General features: G+C 66.4%; 10 protein-coding genes. 1 reads left to right on the forward strand and 9 read right to left on the reverse strand.

Translation table 11 applies throughout. The features are described 5' to 3' along the window. Positions 1-40: 40 nt before the first annotated feature. The 5 genes from rapZ to coaE form a co-directional block, all read right to left on the reverse strand. A complete protein-coding gene (gene rapZ, locus AC6CH0_RS13735) occupies positions 41-916 on the reverse strand; it encodes an RNase adapter RapZ (RefSeq protein WP_498101782.1) in 876 nt (291 codons plus the stop codon). A gap of 37 nt (positions 917-953) precedes the next feature. Then, positions 954-2939 (reverse strand): excinuclease ABC subunit UvrC, encoded by a 1986-nt coding sequence (gene uvrC, locus AC6CH0_RS13740; RefSeq protein WP_498101784.1) that lies wholly within the window; start codon positions 2937-2939, stop codon positions 954-956. Between the two features lie 4 nt (positions 2940-2943). Continuing rightward, positions 2944-5835 (reverse strand): excinuclease ABC subunit UvrA, encoded by a 2892-nt coding sequence (gene uvrA, locus AC6CH0_RS13745; protein WP_498101786.1) that lies wholly within the window; start codon positions 5833-5835, stop codon positions 2944-2946. Between the two features lie 105 nt (positions 5836-5940). Then, complete coding sequence (gene uvrB, locus AC6CH0_RS13750) at positions 5941-8007, reverse strand: excinuclease ABC subunit UvrB (RefSeq protein ID WP_498101788.1); 2067 nt, start codon at positions 8005-8007, stop codon at positions 5941-5943. A 61-nt stretch (positions 8008-8068) separates the two neighbouring features. Beyond that, positions 8069-8683: a dephospho-CoA kinase gene (coaE, locus tag AC6CH0_RS13755; protein WP_498101790.1), complete on the reverse strand. Its 615-nt coding sequence runs from the start codon at positions 8681-8683 to the stop codon at positions 8069-8071. Positions 8684-8733: 50 nt separating this feature from the next. Here coaE and AC6CH0_RS13760 point away from each other — a divergent pair, with 50 nt between their 5' ends. After that, complete coding sequence (locus AC6CH0_RS13760) at positions 8734-9342, forward strand: DUF4126 domain-containing protein (RefSeq protein WP_498101792.1); 609 nt, start codon at positions 8734-8736, stop codon at positions 9340-9342. Between the two features lie 54 nt (positions 9343-9396). Here the strand turns inward: AC6CH0_RS13760 and rpsA are convergent, their stop codons facing one another. From rpsA to polA, 4 genes are all read right to left on the reverse strand, one after another. After that, entirely contained in the window at positions 9397-10848 is a 1452-nt protein-coding gene (rpsA, locus tag AC6CH0_RS13765) for a 30S ribosomal protein S1 (RefSeq protein ID WP_498101794.1), read from the reverse strand. 154 nt (positions 10849-11002) lie between these two features. Next, complete coding sequence (locus AC6CH0_RS13770; RefSeq protein WP_498101796.1) at positions 11003-11992, reverse strand: epimerase; 990 nt, start codon at positions 11990-11992, stop codon at positions 11003-11005. A 34-nt stretch (positions 11993-12026) separates the two neighbouring features. Next, complete coding sequence (locus tag AC6CH0_RS13775) at positions 12027-13700, reverse strand: DUF885 domain-containing protein (protein ID WP_498101798.1); 1674 nt, start codon at positions 13698-13700, stop codon at positions 12027-12029. Between the two features lie 43 nt (positions 13701-13743). After that, positions 13744-16443, reverse strand: coding sequence for a DNA polymerase I (gene polA, locus AC6CH0_RS13780; protein ID WP_498101800.1), 2700 nt, complete (start codon positions 16441-16443; stop codon positions 13744-13746). Positions 16444-16445 lie beyond the last annotated feature (2 nt).

A 16445-nucleotide genomic window follows, 5' to 3' on the forward strand; every position in this document is an offset into this window, starting at 1 on the left:
CTCGTCGTCCCATCTCTCATCATGTCTCCCAGGCCGTCGATCACTCGCGGCCGAGATCCCGGTCTTTCACACTCACGACGACTCCCGGCATCGCGGCGATGCGCGTGCTCAGTTCACGAACCAGTGCGACCGAGCGGTGCTTGCCGCCGGTGCATCCGATCGCGATCGTCGCGTGGCGCTTGTTCTCGCGCTGGTAGCCGGCGAGAACGGGTGCGAGAGCCTTGGCGTACGCATCGAGGAACTCGGTCGCACCCGGCTGGCTCAGCACGTACTCCGCAACAGCGGCGTCGTTGCCGGTGAGATGACGAAGCTCGGGAATCCAGAACGGGTTCGGCAGGAATCTCGCGTCGGCGACGAGATCGGCGTCGGAGGGTACGCCGTACTTGAACCCGAAGCTCTGCATCGTGACACGAAGACCGGCGTGCCCGGCCTCGGCGAACGTCTCGGTGACGAGGGTCGCGAGCTGGTGGATGTTGAGATCGGAGGTGTCGACGACGATGTCACTCGCCTCGCGGAGTTCGGCGAGCCGTGTGCGCTCGGCACCGATGCCATCGAGGAGGGTGCCGTTGCCCTGCAGCGGGTGGGGGCGTCGAACCGCCTCGAAACGCCGCACGAGAACGGCGTCTGTGGCGTCGAGGAAGACCACGCGCACATTGACGCCGGCGCGCAACGCCTGGATGATCTCGCGCAGCTCGGAGAAGAAGTCGCCACCGCGGATATCGACGATCGCCGCGATCCGCGGCAAGGAGGTGCCGGCGCGCTCGACGAGCTCCACGAGGGGACGCAGCATCTGCGGGGGAAGATTGTCGACGACGTACCAGCCGAGGTCTTCGAGGGCATTGCCCACGGTGGAGCGCCCCGCCCCGGACATGCCCGTGACGATCAGCATCTCCTGTTGCTCGGAATCAGCGGTCATCGCGTCGAGGCCCCCTTCCGCGTGTCGACACCCCAGCCTACCGGGGCGCGGGGGCGCCGTCGGCGTGCAGCGTGCGATGCACGGTCGCCGCGAGAGCGGGTCCGATGCCCTTCACCTCGGAGATCGACGTCTCGGATGCCGCACGCAGTTGCTTCACGGAACCGAAATGCCGCAACAGCTCCTTGACCCGCGATGGCCCGAGCCCCGGAATCTCGGACAGCACACTGCTGATATCGCGCTTCCGACGCTGCCGCTGATGCGTGATCGCGAACCGGTGAGCTTCGTCGCGCACGCGTTGGAAGAGGAAGAGGGCATCGCTGTTTCGGGGCAGGATCACCGGGAAGTCGCCCTCGGGAGTCCAGATCTCTTCGAGTCGCTTCGCGATGCCGCAGAGGAAGATGCCCTCGACGCCCGATTCCTCGAGGGCGCGCGCCGCCGCGGCGACCTGCGGCTGCCCGCCGTCGACCACGAGCAGGTTCGGCCGGTACGCGAACTTCTTGCGACGCTCGGATGCCGCGGCATCGGCTTGCGCGTCTGCAGACGCGTCAGCCGGCGCCAGCTCCTCCGCCTGACCTGCGCCGGGAGGGACGTTGTCGGGTGCGAGTGGCGAACCCGCCGATTCGGGCGCCTTCAGATACGCGAGCCGGCGGGACAGCACCTGATGGATCGAGTCGGTGTCATCGGTGGAGCTCGGGATCGTGAAGCGTCGGTACTCGTCTTTGCGAGGAAGTCCGTCTTCGAAGACCACCATCGACGCGACGATGTTGGTGCCGCTGAGGTGCGAGACGTCATAGCATTCGATGCGCAGCGGCGCGTCGGCCATGCCGAGCGCCTCTTGGATGTCTTCGAGTGCGCGTGAGCGGGTCGTGAAGTCGGCGCTGCGCCGAGTCTTGTAGAGCATCAACGTCTGCTTCGCGTTCTGCGTCGCGGTCGCCAGCAGCGCCGCCTTGTCGCCGCGCTGGGCCGCACGGAGGCGAACCTTGCGAGCCGCGATCGTGCCGAGCCAGGTCTCGAGCGCTGCGGCATCTTCCGGCAGTTCGGGCACGACGACCTCGGCGGGCGGCACGGCGCCGTCTCCGTACGCGTTCTGCACGACCGAGTCCACGAGCTCGCCGAGCGGTACGTCGAGCTCTTTGTCGACGGTCCACGAACGAACGCCGCGGATGCGGCCGCCTCGCACGATGAAGAGCTGCACGGCCGCGGCGAGCTCGTCGTCATCGATGCCGAACACATCGATGTCGACGTTCTCACTCAGCACGACCGCGCTCTTCTCGAAGAACGAGGTCGCCGCCTGGAGCCGGTCGCGCAATCGCGCTGCCGACTCGTAGTCCTGCACTGCCGCGGCCGCACGCATGCGCTGGTTCAGTTCGCCGATGATGCGGCGGTCTTGGTTCTGCATGAACGAGACGAATCGATCGACGTTCTCGCGATGCTCTTCGATGCTCACCAACCCGGAGCACGGGCCGAAGCAGCGCCCGATCTGCCCGGCGAAGCACGGCTTGCCACTGGCGATCGCACGCCGGTAGTCGGAGTCTTTGCAGGTGCGGATCGGAAACAGCTTGAGCAGGATCTCGAGCGTCTCATTGACCGCCCACACCTTCGGATACGGCCCGAAGTACCGCGCGCCGCGGATGTTCCGGTTGCGGGTGACGACGGCACGAGGAGCCTCGTCGGCCAGAGTCACGGCGAGATAGGGGTAGGACTTGTCGTCTTTGAACTGCACGTTGAACGGCGGATCGAACTCGTTGATCAATGTGAACTCGAGCTGGAGCGCCTCGACCTCGTTCGCGACGACGGTCCACTCGACGGAGGCGGCCGTCGTCACCATGCGGCGAGTGCGCTCATGCAGCGTGCGGAGCGGCGCGAAGTAGTTCGACAGTCGCGCACGCAGGTTCTTCGCCTTGCCGACGTAGAGCACGCGGCGGTCCGCGTCTCGGAACCGATAGACGCCGGGGCTCGTGGGAATCTCGCCCTTCTTCGGGCGATAGGGAACGCCCTGGGTACTCGACGGTGCGGTGTTCATCGCCTCAGCTGGCGACCGCTGCTCGCACCGATGCCGAGTCGAGGATCTCACGCAGGAAGTAGCCCGTGTGACTCTCGGGAACGGCGGCGACGTGCTCGGGCGTGCCGACCGCCACGATCTGCCCACCACCGGATCCGCCCTCCGGCCCCAGGTCGATGATCCAGTCGGCCGACTTGATGACGTCGAGGCTGTGCTCGATGACGATGACGGTGTTGCCCTTGTCGACGAGCTTGCCGAGTACCTTGAGCAGCTTCTGCACGTCTTCGAAGTGCAGTCCCGTGGTGGGCTCGTCGAGCACGTAGACGCTTCGTCCGTTGGAGCGACGCTGCAGCTCCGTCGCGAGCTTGACGCGTTGCGCCTCACCGCCCGAGAGGGTGGTCGCACTCTGGCCGAGATGCACGTAGCCGAGGCCGACGTCGACGAGTGTCTTCAGGTACCGGTGGATCGCCGAGATCGGCTCGAAGAAGTCGGCGGCCTCGCTGATCGGCATCTCGAGCACTTCGGCGATGTTCTTGCCCTTGTAGTGCACCTGCAGGGTTTCGCGGTTGTACCGCTTGCCGCCGCAGACCTCGCACGCGACGTAGACGTCGGGCAGGAAGTTCATCTCGATCTTGATCGTGCCGTCGCCTGAGCACGCCTCGCAGCGCCCGCCCTTGACGTTGAAGCTGAAGCGACCCGGCAGGTAGCCGCGGGCCTTCGACTCGTTCGTCTCGGAGAAGAGCGTGCGAATACGATCGAAGACGCCGGTGTAGGTGGCGGGATTCGATCGCGGCGTGCGACCGATCGGTGCCTGGTCGACATGCACGACCTTGTCGAGCTGGTCGAGCCCGATGACTCGGCGATGCTTGCCGGGAACCTTGCGGGCTCCGTTGAGCCGGTTCGCGAGCACCCGGTAGAGGATGTCGTTGACCAGCGAGGACTTGCCGGAACCGCTCACCCCGGTGACCGCAGTGAGCACCCCCAGCGGGAATTCGACATCGACCCCGCGGAGATTGTTGGCTTCGGCGCCCTGCACACCGATCATCCGCTCCGCATCGATCGCGCGCCGCTGCTCGGGAACCGCGATCTCTTTCCGCCCCGAGAGGTAGTCGCCGGTCAGGGACCGCGTGTTCTTGACGAGGTCGGCGTAGCTCCCGGAGTGCACGACCGTGCCGCCGTTCACGCCGGCGCCGGGCCCGATGTCGACGATCCAGTCGGCAGTGCGAATGGTGTCTTCGTCGTGCTCGACGACGATCAGCGTGTTGCCGAGGTCGCGAAGCGCGATGAGCGTGTCGATGAGTCGCCGGTTGTCGCGTTGATGGAGACCGATGCTCGGCTCGTCGAGCACGTAGAGCACACCCGTGAGACCAGAGCCGATCTGCGTCGCGAGCCTGATGCGCTGGGCTTCGCCTCCGGACAGCGTCGCCGCCGCCCGTGAGAGGTCGAGGTAACTGAGGCCGACGCGGATGAGGAAGTCGAGACGCAGCTTGATCTCGCGCAGCACCTGGGCGGCGATCGCCTGCTCACGGCCGGTGAGTTCGAGGCGGTCCATGAACGACCGCGCGTCGGTGAGGCTGAGCAATCCCACATCGGCGATGCTCGCGTCGTGGATGAGCACCGAGAGCACCTCGGGCTTCAGCCGCTTGCCGTCGCAAACAGGACACGGCACTTCACGCAGGTACTCGGCCCAGCGCGCGCGCTGCACATCGGTCTCGGCCTGCAGGTACTGCCGCTCGATGTAGGGCACCACTCCCTCGAACCCCGAGGTATAGCTCATCTCACGGCCGTAGCGATTGCGCCACTTCACCTTGACCTCGAAGTTGTCGCCGCGCAGCACCGCTTGGCGCGCGATGTCGTCGAGCTCCTCCCACGGGGTGTCGAGCGAGAAGCCGAGATCGCGAGCGAGACCGCCGAGCAGCTTCTCGTAGTAGTTGTAGAGACTCTTGCCCTGCGAGGTCCACGGCAGGATGACGCCGTCGGTGATGCTCAGGCTCTGGTCGCCGAGCAGCAGCGCGTCGTCGACCGACATGCGGGTGCCGAGGCCTGAGCACTCGAGGCAGGCACCGAACGGCGCGTTGAACGAGAAGGTGCGCGGCTCGATCTCGGTGAGCTGGATCGGGTGCTGGTTCGGGCACGAGAGCTTCTCGGAGAACGTCGCCCACGCGACAGGGCCGGTCTCGTCGATGTAGTTGATCTGCACGAGGCCGTCGGTCAGACGCAATGCCGTCTCGAGAGAGTCGGTGAGTCGGCCAAGGAGGTCGGGACCGGCTACGAGCCGGTCGATGACGACCGAGATGTCGTGCTTGACCTGCTTCTTGAGCAGGGGCGGGTCGTCGAGACGGATGACGTCGCCATCGACGACTGCGCGCGTATAGCCCTGCGCAGCCAGATCTCGGAAGAGGTCGACGAACTCGCCCTTCTTCTTCGAGATCACGGGGCTCACCACCTGGTACCGAGTGCCTTCCGCCAGCTCCATGAGCTGATCGGCGATCTGCTGCACGGTCTGTCGCTGGATGCGCTCGCCGCACACCGGACAGTGCGGCACGCCGATGCGGGCCCAGAGCAGACGCATGTAGTCGTAGATCTCGGTGATCGTACCGACCGTGGAGCGGGGGTTGCGATTCGTCGACTTCTGGTCGATCGAGACCGCAGGGCTGAGGCCCTCGATGAAGTCGACGTCGGGACGATCGACCTGGCCCAGGAACTGCCGCGCATACGCCGACAGCGATTCGACGTATCGTCGCTGGCCTTCGGCGAAGATCGTGTCGAAGGCGAGTGAGGACTTGCCCGAGCCCGAGAGGCCGGTGAACACCACCATCGCGTCGCGCGGAATCTCGACGTCGACGTTCTTCAGGTTGTGAACGCGGGCACCCCGGACGCTCAGGTGCGAATGGGCATCGAGACGTGAAACTGGCACCCTTCGAGTGTAGAGAGCACCACTGACACGGATGCCTCGAGAGCACACGCTCTGAGCGAACATATGTTCGAACGCAGCGTCCGGCGGGGCGCACAGCCCCGGATCTCAGCCCAGGTGGCCGGCCTTCTCCATCTGGCGGAGCTCGCGCTTCAGGTCTGAGACCTCGTCGCGCAAACGGGCAGCGAGCTCGAACTTCAGCTCCCCTGCCGCCACGAGCATCTGGTCGTTGAGATCGCGGATGAGGTCTTCGAGATCGTTGGCGCCGGCCGCCGCGATGCCCTCTCGACGGAGGTTCGGCACCGGCGCCTTCTTCTTGGCGTCGCGACCGGCGAGCAGGGCTGCCGTGTCGGCCTCTTCGCGTGCGAGCACGTCGGTGATGTCGGCGATGCGCTTGCGGAGCGGTTGCGGGTCGATGCCGTTCACGCGGTTGTACTCGATCTGACGATCGCGACGCCTCGTCGTCTCGTCGATCGCCGACTTCATCGAGTCCGTCAGCACGTCGGCGTACATGTGCACCTCGCCCGAGACGTTTCGAGCGGCGCGACCGATGGTCTGGATGAGCGAGGTCGATGAGCGGAGGAAGCCCTCTTTATCGGCGTCGAGGATTGCGACGAGCGACACCTCGGGCAGGTCGAGCCCCTCACGGAGGAGGTTGATGCCGACGAGCACGTCGTAGACGCCCGCCCTGAGTTCGGTCAGCAGTTCGACACGTCGAAGCGTGTCGACGTCTGAGTGGAGATAGCGCACGCGCACGCCCGCCTCGGTGAGGAAGTCGGTCAGCTCTTCAGCCATCTTCTTCGTGAGCGTGGTGACGAGCACCCGTTCGTCGCGCTGCGCCCGGGCGCGAATCTCTTCGAGCAGGTCGTCGATCTGCCCCTTGGAGGGTTTCACCACGATCTGCGGATCGACGAGACCAGTCGGACGGATGATCTGCTCGACCACGCCGTCGGCGATGCCCATCTCATATCGACCGGGAGTCGCCGAGAGATAGACGGTCTGCCCGACACGCTCTTTGAACTCGTTCCACTTCAGCGGCCGGTTATCGAGCGCGCTCGGGAGCCGGAAGCCGTGTTCGACGAGGGTGCGCTTGCGTGCGGAGTCGCCCTCGTACATCGCGCCGATCTGGGGCACGGTGACATGCGACTCGTCGATCACCACGAGGAAGTCGTCGGCGAAGTAGTCGAGGAGGCAGTGCGGCGCCTCGCCGGGCTGCCGACCGTCGATGTGCCGCGAGTAGTTCTCGATGCCCGAGCAGAAGCCGATCTGCTCCATCATCTCGAGGTCGAACGTGGTGCGCATGCGCAGGCGCTGCGCCTCGAGGAGCTTGCCCTCGCGCTCGAGCTCGGCGAGTCGTTCTTCGAGCTCGATGCGGATCGTACCGATGGCGCGTTGCATCACATCGGTGCTCGCGACGTAGTGCGACCCCGGGAAGACCGGCACCGAGTCGAGCTTGGCGACGACCTGCCCCGTGAGCGGATGCAGGCTGTAGAGCGCCTCGATCTCATCACCGAACATCTCGATGCGGATCGCCAGTTCTTCGTAGATCGGAATGATCTCGATCGTGTCGCCGCGAACCCGGAAGTTGCCCCGCGAGAAGTCGACGTCGTTGCGCTGGTACTGCATCGAGACGAACTTGCGGATGAGCCAGTCGCGGTCGACTCGCTGGCCGACCTGCAGCGGCATCATCGCGCCCAAGTACTCTTCGGGGGTGCCGAGACCGTAGATGCACGACACGGACGAGACGACCACGACGTCGCGGCGGCTGAGCAGCGAATTGGTGGTCGAGTGCCGCAAGCGCTCGACCTCTGCGTTGACCGAGGAGTCCTTCTCGATGAAGGTGTCGGTCTGCGGGACGTACGCCTCGGGCTGGTAGTAGTCGTAGTACGAGACGAAATACTCGACCGCGTTGTTGGGCATGAGTTCGCGGAACTCGTTGGCGAGCTGTGCGGCGAGCGTCTTGTTGTGCGCGAGCACCAGTGTGGGCCGCTGCACCTGCTCGATGAGCCACGCGGTGGTCGCCGACTTGCCGGTGCCCGTCGCACCGAGCAGCACGACATCGGTCTCACCGGCGTTGATGCGCCCCGCGAGTTCGGCGATCGCCGCGGGCTGATCGCCGCTCGGCGTGTACTCGCTGATGACCTCGAAGGGGCGAACGGAACGGGTGGCCTGCATGATCTCCAGTCTAGGAGCGCCCACCGACACCACGCCCGGAAGCGGACTCCTGGCCCGTGCGCTACGCCCGAGTGCGGCGTTCGTCGACGATGCGGTGCCAGAGCGCATCGGTCTGGCTCATCGTGTGTCCGAGCGTGCCATCGGTGTCGATGACGACATCGGCGATCGCGAGCCGTGCGGTGTTGTCGACCTGTGCGTCGACGCGTGCCTCGGCCTGGAGCGGGTCGAGCCCACGCTGCTCGACGAGACGCTCGACCTGCGTGCGTCTCGGCGCATTGGTCACCACGATCAGGTCGAACGGGTGGTCGACGGATGCTTCGACGAGCAACGGGACGTCGTAGACCACGACGGCGTCGGGGTCGTCCTGCTCCGCCTTCGCGATCAGCCGACCCGAGAGCTCTCGGACGGCGGGGTGCACGATCGCATTCAGCTTCTCGAGCGCCTCCGCATCACCGAAGACGTGTTCGCCGAGCTTCGCCCGGTCGAGCGAACCGTCTCGCCCCAGTACGTCGGAGCCGAATGCTTCGACGATCGCCGCCAGTGCCGGGGTTCCGGGTTCCACCACCCGGCGCGCGAGCTGGTCGGCGTCGATATGCACGGCGCCGTGTTCGTAGAGCCGACGAGCGACGGTGGACTTTCCTGAGGCGATGCCGCCCGTGAGGCCGATCAGATACACGCCACCCACTCTAACCGTGCGACACTCGACGCGACGGCTGAGGAGGCGCCATGCTCGAGTTGCTGACGGGAACCGGACTCGCCCTTGCTGCAGGATTGAACGCCTGGATCCCGCTCATGGTGATCGGCGCACTCGATCGCTTCACCGGGCTCATCGAGTTGCCACCCCAGTGGGCATGGCTCTCGAACGAATGGGTGCTGCTGATCCTCGTGGTGCTGCTCATCGTCGAGTTCATCGCCGACAAAGTGCCGGGACTCGATTCCATGAACGACGTCGTGCAGACCTTCGTGCGTCCGACCGCGGGCGGCCTCGCGTTCGGTTCGGGCGTCGGCGCCACGACCGCGGCGGTCACCGACCCCGAGTCCTTCTTCAGCTCGCAGCAATGGGTGCCGATCGCCGTCGGCGTGGTGCTCGCGCTCCTCGTGCATCTCGCGAAATCGATGGCGCGTCCGGTGATCAACGGCATGACCGCGGGCGTCGGCGCGCCGGTCGCCAGCGTGGCCGAGGACGCCGGCTCATTCGCCCTCGCATTCGCCGCCATCCTCGCGCCGGTGCTGGTGGTGCTCGGCATCATCGTGATCGTGGTGCTCGTGATCATCGTCGTGCGCCGACGCCGTGCGCGGCGCACGCGACACCCATCGACCTCGACGTCATCGTGAAACGCCGGAAGGCCGGCCCCCGAGGGGACCGGCCTTCCGTCTCGCGAATCGCGACTAGTTGTTGCTCGAGAGCTTCTCGCGCAGCGCCGCGAGCGACGCGTCGTCGGCGAGGGTGCCCGCGCCGGCCGAGTCGCTCGAGAACGTTGCCGCGCTCGAGGTGAACGAGTCGTCGGCGACAGCAGCAGCGTTCGCCGCGGCGACCTGCTTCTTGTGCGCTTCCCAACGAGCCTGGGCGGCAGCGTAGTCCTGCTCCCACTTCTCGCGCTGGGATTCGAAGCCCTCACGCCACTCGTTGGTCTCCGAGTCGAAGCCTTCGGGGTACTTGTAGTTGCCCGCTTCGTCGTACTCGGTGAGCATGCCGTAGAGCGCCGGGTCGAACTCGGTGCCCTCGGGGTCGACGCCCTCGTTCGCCTGCTTCAGCGAGAGCGAGATGCGGCGACGCTCGAGGTCGATGTCGATGACCTTGACGAAGACCTCTTCGCCGACCGACACGACCTGCTCGGCGAGCTCGACGTGCTTGCCCGACAGCTCGGAGATGTGGACGAGGCCCTCGATGCCGTCTGCGACGCGAACGAACGCACCGAACGGAACGAGCTTCGTGACCTTACCCGGGGCGACCTGGCCGATCGCGTGGGTACGGGCGAAGACCTGCCACGGGTCCTCCTGCGTCGCCTTGAGCGACAGCGAGACGCGCTCGCGGTCGAGCTCGACGGAGAGCACCTCGACGGTGACCTCCTGGCCGACCTCGACGACCTCGGAGGCGTGCTCGATGTGCTTCCACGAGAGCTCGGAGACGTGGACGAGACCGTCGACGCCACCCAGGTCGACGAACGCACCGAAGTTGACGATCGACGAGATGACGCCCTTGCGGATCTGGCCCGGGTGAAGGTTCGCGAGGAACGTCGAACGCGACTCGGACTGCGTCTGCTCGAGCAGCGCGCGGCGCGAGAGCACGACGTTGTTGCGGTTCTTGTCGAGCTCGAGGATCTTCGCTTCGATCTCCTGGCCGAGGTACGGCGTGAGGTCGCGCACGCGGCGAAGCTCGATGAGCGACGCCGGAAGGAAGCCGCGAAGGCCGATGTCGACGATCAGGCCGCCCTTGACGACCTCGATGACCGAACCGGTCACGACGCCATCGGCTTCCTTGATCTTCTCCACGTCGCCCCATGCACGCTCGTACTGAGCGCGCTTCTTGGACAGGATGAGGCGGCCTTCTTTGTCTTCCTTCTGGAGGACGAGTGCCTCGACGGTGTCGCCGACGCCGACGACCTCGCTGGGGTCGACGTCGTGCTTGATCGAAAGCTCACGCGAGGGGATGACACCCTCGGTCTTGTAGCCGACGTCGAGGAGAACCTCGTCGCGGTCGATCTTCACAACGGTGCCCTCGATGAGGTCGCCGTCGTTGAAGAACTTCAGAGTCTTCTCGACCGCGGCGAGGAAATCGTCAGCAGATCCGATGTCGTTGATCGCGACCTGCTTGGGTGCCTTGGTCGTTGCGGTTGTCATGTAGTGAATGCTCCGTAAAGGACAAAATCGAGCCCATCGCGCGGGAGAGCGTGATGTTGGTTCCGCGATGGGCATGCGGACAGGGATGTCACACGAGTGACAGTCCATCCTAACGGAACGAATCCCTCAGCGGCAACCGCGCCATCCACCCCGGTCAGGCACCGGGTCGCGCGGCCGGCTCGAGGCCGGAATCAGGCCCGAGGATGCTGCGGAGTGCGGGCTCGAGCTCGGAGTACTCGAACGAGTATCCCGCCTCGAGGAGGCGCTCGGGCACGACCCAACGACTCTTCAGTACGAGTTCGGTCTCGGTTCGGATCACCGCCGAGCCGAGTTCGAGCATCCAACGCCACGCCGGCACACCGATCGGGACGCCCAGAACTCGCCGAATGGTGCGCATGAGCGTGCGATTGTCGGTCGGCTCCGGCGCGCTCACGTTGATGACACCGTCGAGTTCGGGCCTGCCGCTGAGGAACTCGATCACGTCGACGACGTCGTCGATGTGCACCCAGCTGAACCGTTGGCGACCGCCTCGGGTCTGGAACTCGTGCTGCGTACCCGACGCCCGACGCGCTCGCGTGGCCGGCCAACGCCCGTCGAGTTGCGGGCCTCCGAGTCCGAGCCGGGCGAGCATCGTCAGCGGGCGCATGACACTGCCGTCGCCGAGCACGATCGCGAGACGAAGCGCGATCCGACGGGTCGCGGGCAAGCTGCCCTCGAAGAACTCGTGCTCCCACGCTCGCGCGATGTCGACCGAGAATCCCGCGCCGAGTTCACCGCCGAGTTCCGTCATCGGCCGGTCGTCGGCGTGTCGGTAGATCGTGGCCGTCGAGGCGTTGAACCAGATGCTCGGCGGCGCGGCGACGGATGCCACGGCCTCGCGCAGCGCCGCGGTGGTCTCGACTCTGGAGCGGAGGATCTCGGCACGATTGGCGGGCGTGTATCGGCAGTTCACGCTCTTGCCGGCGAGGTTCACGAGCACGTCGGCGCCGTCGAGAACCTGTCGAATGGCGGCCGAGTCGCCCCACGCGACATCCGCTTCCGTACCGCGCCCGATCGTCGCGACCTCCGCACCCTGTGCGCCGAAGTGCCGCACGAGGTGCTGCCCGATGAACCCCGATGCGCCGGCGACGACGATGCGACTCATTCCGCCGCCTGCACAGGCCACTCGGTGGGCGCGCTCAAGCGAGCAGCGCCGAGCGGAGGGTGTCGAGTCCGACGCCGCCGAGGCCGAGCGCTCGGCGATGGAACTCACGGATGTCGAACGCGGCACCCTCGCGGCGTGCCACTTCGTCGCGCAATTGCTCCCAGATGCGCTGGCCCACCTTGTAGGAGGGTGCCTGGCCCGGCCACCCGAGGTATCGATTCACCTCGAACCGCACGAAGCCGTCGTTCATGTTGACGTTCTCGCCGAGGAACTCGAACGCGTACTCGCCGGTCCAGATGCCGCCCCCGTCGGGCCGCTGCTTGCCAAGGTGCACCCCGATGTCGAGCACGACGCGAGCTGCACGCATGCGCTGCCCATCGAGCATGCCGAGCCGATCGGCAGGGTCGTCGAGGTAGCCGAGCCCCTGCATGAGTCGTTCGGCGTAGAGCGCCCAACCTTCGGCATGACCCGAAGTGCCCGCGAGCTGACGACGCCAGGTGTTGAGTTGGCCGCGGTTCACGACCGCCTGGCCGATCTGCAGGTGGTGACCCGGAACGCCCTCGTGATAGACGGTGGTCAGCTCGCGCCACGTGTCGAACTCGGTCACGCCCTCGGGCACCGACCACCACATGCGACCGGCACGCGAGAAATCGTCGCTCGGACCCGTGTAGTAGATGCCGCCCTCTTGCGTCGGCGCGATCATGCACTCGAGCGTGCGGATCTCGGCCGGGATGTCGAACTGCGTGCCGGCGAGCTCGGCAACGGCCCGGTCGCTCGTCTCCTGCATCCACCGCTGCAACGCATCGGTGCCGTGCAGCTTGCGCGACGGGTCGCCATCGAGGAAGGCGATGGCCTCGGCGACGGATGCCCCGGGCACGATCTCGCTCGCGATCGATTCCTGCTCGGCGACCATGCGGGCGAGCTCTTCGATGCCCCACTCGTAGGTCTCATCGAGGTCGATCTCGGCGCCGAGGAATTGACGCGACTGCAGCGCGTAGAGCTCGCGCCCCACCGCGTCGCGGTCACCGGCGACCGGCTGGAGTTCGGTCTCGAGGAACTCGGCGAGCCTGCCGTAGGCGGCGGCCGCGTCGCCCGCGCCGGCGCCCAGGTGACGTGTGAGCGCATCAGGAAGCGCGGCACCACCAGTCTCGGCGGAACCCGTGAACGTCGTGAAGAACCCGTCTGGCTTCGCAATGCGGCGCGCTTGGGCTGCGACCTCTCGCACCTGCCGTCGGGCAGGGACGATGCCCCGCTCGGCTCCGGCCCGAAGGGTCTCGATGTAGCCGTCGATCGCGCCGGGGACCGCCTCGAGCCGAGAAGCGATGCGCTCCCACTCTTCGGGGGCATCGGTCGGCATGAGGTCGAAGACCTCGCGGATCTCTTGCGCCGGGCTCGCGATGACGTTCAGGTCGCGCAGGTGCAATCCGGCTTCATGCCGCTCGAGCTCGAGGTCGAGTTCACTGCCGAGGTCGGCGACCGTGATTCGATCGATCTCGTCGACCGGCGTGGCCGAACGCAACGCCGCACGCACCTCACGGGTTGCCGCAATGCTGCGATCGTGGCCGGCGGGTGAGTAGTCGGCGAGTCGGTCGTCGTGCGTCGTGCGCCCGATGTAGGTGCCCACGCCGGGGTTCAGCTCGACGAGCGTGTCGACCCACCCCTCTGCGATGCGATCGATGTCGGTCGGGGTGCGCTCACTCGATGCCATGCTCCGACCCTATGGCAGCCGGACGACATCGTGCGCGCGTCGATCAGTGAGCGGCGTCCTCCCAGTTCGCCCCGCGTCCGATCTGCACATCGAGCGGCACGAGCAACTCGGCAGCGTGCGCCATACGATCGCGGACGACTGTCTCGAGCACCTCCGACTCCCCGTCGGCGACCTCGAAGATGAGCTCATCGTGCACGGTCAGGAGCATACGACTGGCAAGGCCTCGCTCGAGGAGGTCGGCCTCGACCCGCGCCATCGCGATCTTGATGATGTCGGCCGCGGAGCCCTGGATCGGCGAATTGAGTGCCGCCCGCTCGGCGTTCTCGCGGTGCACGCGATTGGGGCTGTTGAGGTCGGGGAACGGACGCCGGCGACCGAAGATCGTCTCGGTGTAGCCGTCGATCTTCGCTTGCTCGACGACGGTGCGCAGGTAGTCGCGCACCGCCCCGAACCGCTCGAAGTACTCCTTCATCAGCTGGGTCGCCTCGGCGCGGTCGATGCGAAGCTGCTTCGACAGGCCGAACGCGCTGAGCCCGTAGGCGAGGCCGTACGACATGGCCTTCACCTTCGTGCGCATCACCGGGGTGACGTCGGCCGGGTCGACCGCGAAGACACGAGCACCCACGAATCGGTGAAGGTCTTCGCCCGCGTTGAACGCCTCGATGAGACCGGGGTCTCCAGAGAGGTGCGCCATGATGCGCATCTCGATCTGGGAGTAGTCGGCCGTGAGCAGCTCGGTGTACTCGGATCCGTGCCGGAACGCCTTGCGAATGCGGCGGCCGTCTTCGGTGCGGATGGGGATGTTCTGCAGGTTCGGGTCGTTCGACGACATGCGACCGGTCGCAGCACCGACCTGCCCGTAGCTCGTGTGGATGCGACCGTCATCGGCGATCGACTTGTCGAGCGACTCGACGATCTGCCGCAGCTTCGTGGCATCGCGATGCTCGAGCAGGTAGCCGAGGAAGGGATGCGGATTCGACTCCTGCAGGTCTGCCAGCGCGCTCGCATCGGTCGTGTAGCCGGTCTTCGTCGCGCGGGTCTTCGGCATGCCGAGCTGTTCGAACAGCACCTCTTGCAGCTGCTTCGGCGATCCGAGGTTGACCTCGCGGCCGATCTCGGCGAATGCGGACTCCGCAAGGCCTGCGGCGCGCGTGCCGAGTTCGGAGGAGAGCGCGGCGAGTTCGTCGTGGTCGACGGTCACGCCGCGGAGTTCCATCGAGGCGAGCACCGGCACGAGCGGCATCTCGACATCGGCGAGCAGCTGTCGGGAGCTCTCGGAAAGCGACTTGAGCACGACCGGCGCGACTCGCAACGAGTACCAGGCGTACTCGGGCGCACCTGCGTCCGACCCCTCTTCGGGTATGAGCTGGGCGGGGTCGGCTTGCGGCACGGTCTCGCCGAGGTACCGCTCGACGAGGTCGGCGAGGGTCTTCTCAGCGAGGATCGGTCGCACGAGCCAACCCGCGACGAGCGTGTCGACGACGAGGCCGCCGAGCGCCAGACCCGAGCGCGTGAGCGCCTTCAGCTGCGACTTCGCATCGGTCATGATCTTCGGGGCATCGCTGGCGAGCCACTCTTCGAACGAGGCGTAGTCGGAGCGACCTGGCTGCCACGGCAGCTGCACCGTCTCTTCGGCAGTCGCGATGCCGGCGCCGATAACACGGCCGTCGAGCACCTCGATGCTGAGACCGAGACCGGCCGGCTCCGCAGACTTCGCGCGCTCGAGCCAGACGGCGAGCTCCTCGTCGAGCAGGCGCCGCGGAGTCGGTGCCGCGGGCGCAGCCTGTGCCTCTTCGACCGGCGCCGCTGCGGACGCCGGCGCACCGCTCGCCCCTGCGCCGCCGTTCACCTCGCCGCCGGCGATCTTCTTGAGCCGCTCGAACAGCGTGCGGAACTCGAGCCGTTCGAAGAGCGGCTGCACCGCATCGATGTCGATCGGCCTGGTCACGAGCTCATCGAGCTTCACTTCGAGCTCCACGTCGTCGACGAGCCTGTTGAGCCGCCGGTTGCGAATCGCGTTCTCTTTCTCGTCTCGCAGGTTCTGCCCCACCACGCCTTTGATCTCGTCGGCGTGCTCGAGGATGCCGTCGAGGTCGCCGTAGAGCCCGAGCCACTTGACGGCGGTCTTCTCGCCGACCTTCGTGATGCCGATCAGGTTGTCGCTCGACTCGCCGACGAGCGCCGCCACATCGGGGTACTGCTCGGGGCGGATGCCGTAACGCTCGATGACCGCATCGGTGTCGTAGCGCTTCAACTGCGAGACGCCCTGCGTGTTGGGGTAGAGCAACGTCACATCGTCGTTGACGAGCTGGATGGTGTCGCGATCGCCCGAGACCAGCAGAACGCGGTATCCCTCAGCGCGGCCTCGGGCCGCGAGCGTGGCGAGGATGTCGTCGGCCTCGAAGTCCTCTTTCTCGAGGGTGCGAACGCCCATCGCCTTCAGCGCGTCTTGCAACAGCGGCACCTGCCCCTTGAACTCGACGGGGGTCTCACCGCGGGTGCCCTTGTACTCGGGGTACTCGCGCGTTCGGAATGAGGATCGCGAGATGTCGAACGCGACCGCGAGGTGCGTCGGCTTCTCATTCTGCAGGAGCAGCAACAGCATCGACAGGAAGCCGTGGATCGCATTCGTGTGCTGGCCGTCACGCGTGGTGAAACTGTCGACCGGGAGTGCATAGAAGGCTCGGAAGGCCAGCGAGTGACCGTCGATGACGAGGAGGGTGGGCTTATCTGCGTCCGACACCC

Source organism: Agromyces sp. GQ35, from assembly GCF_059758475.1.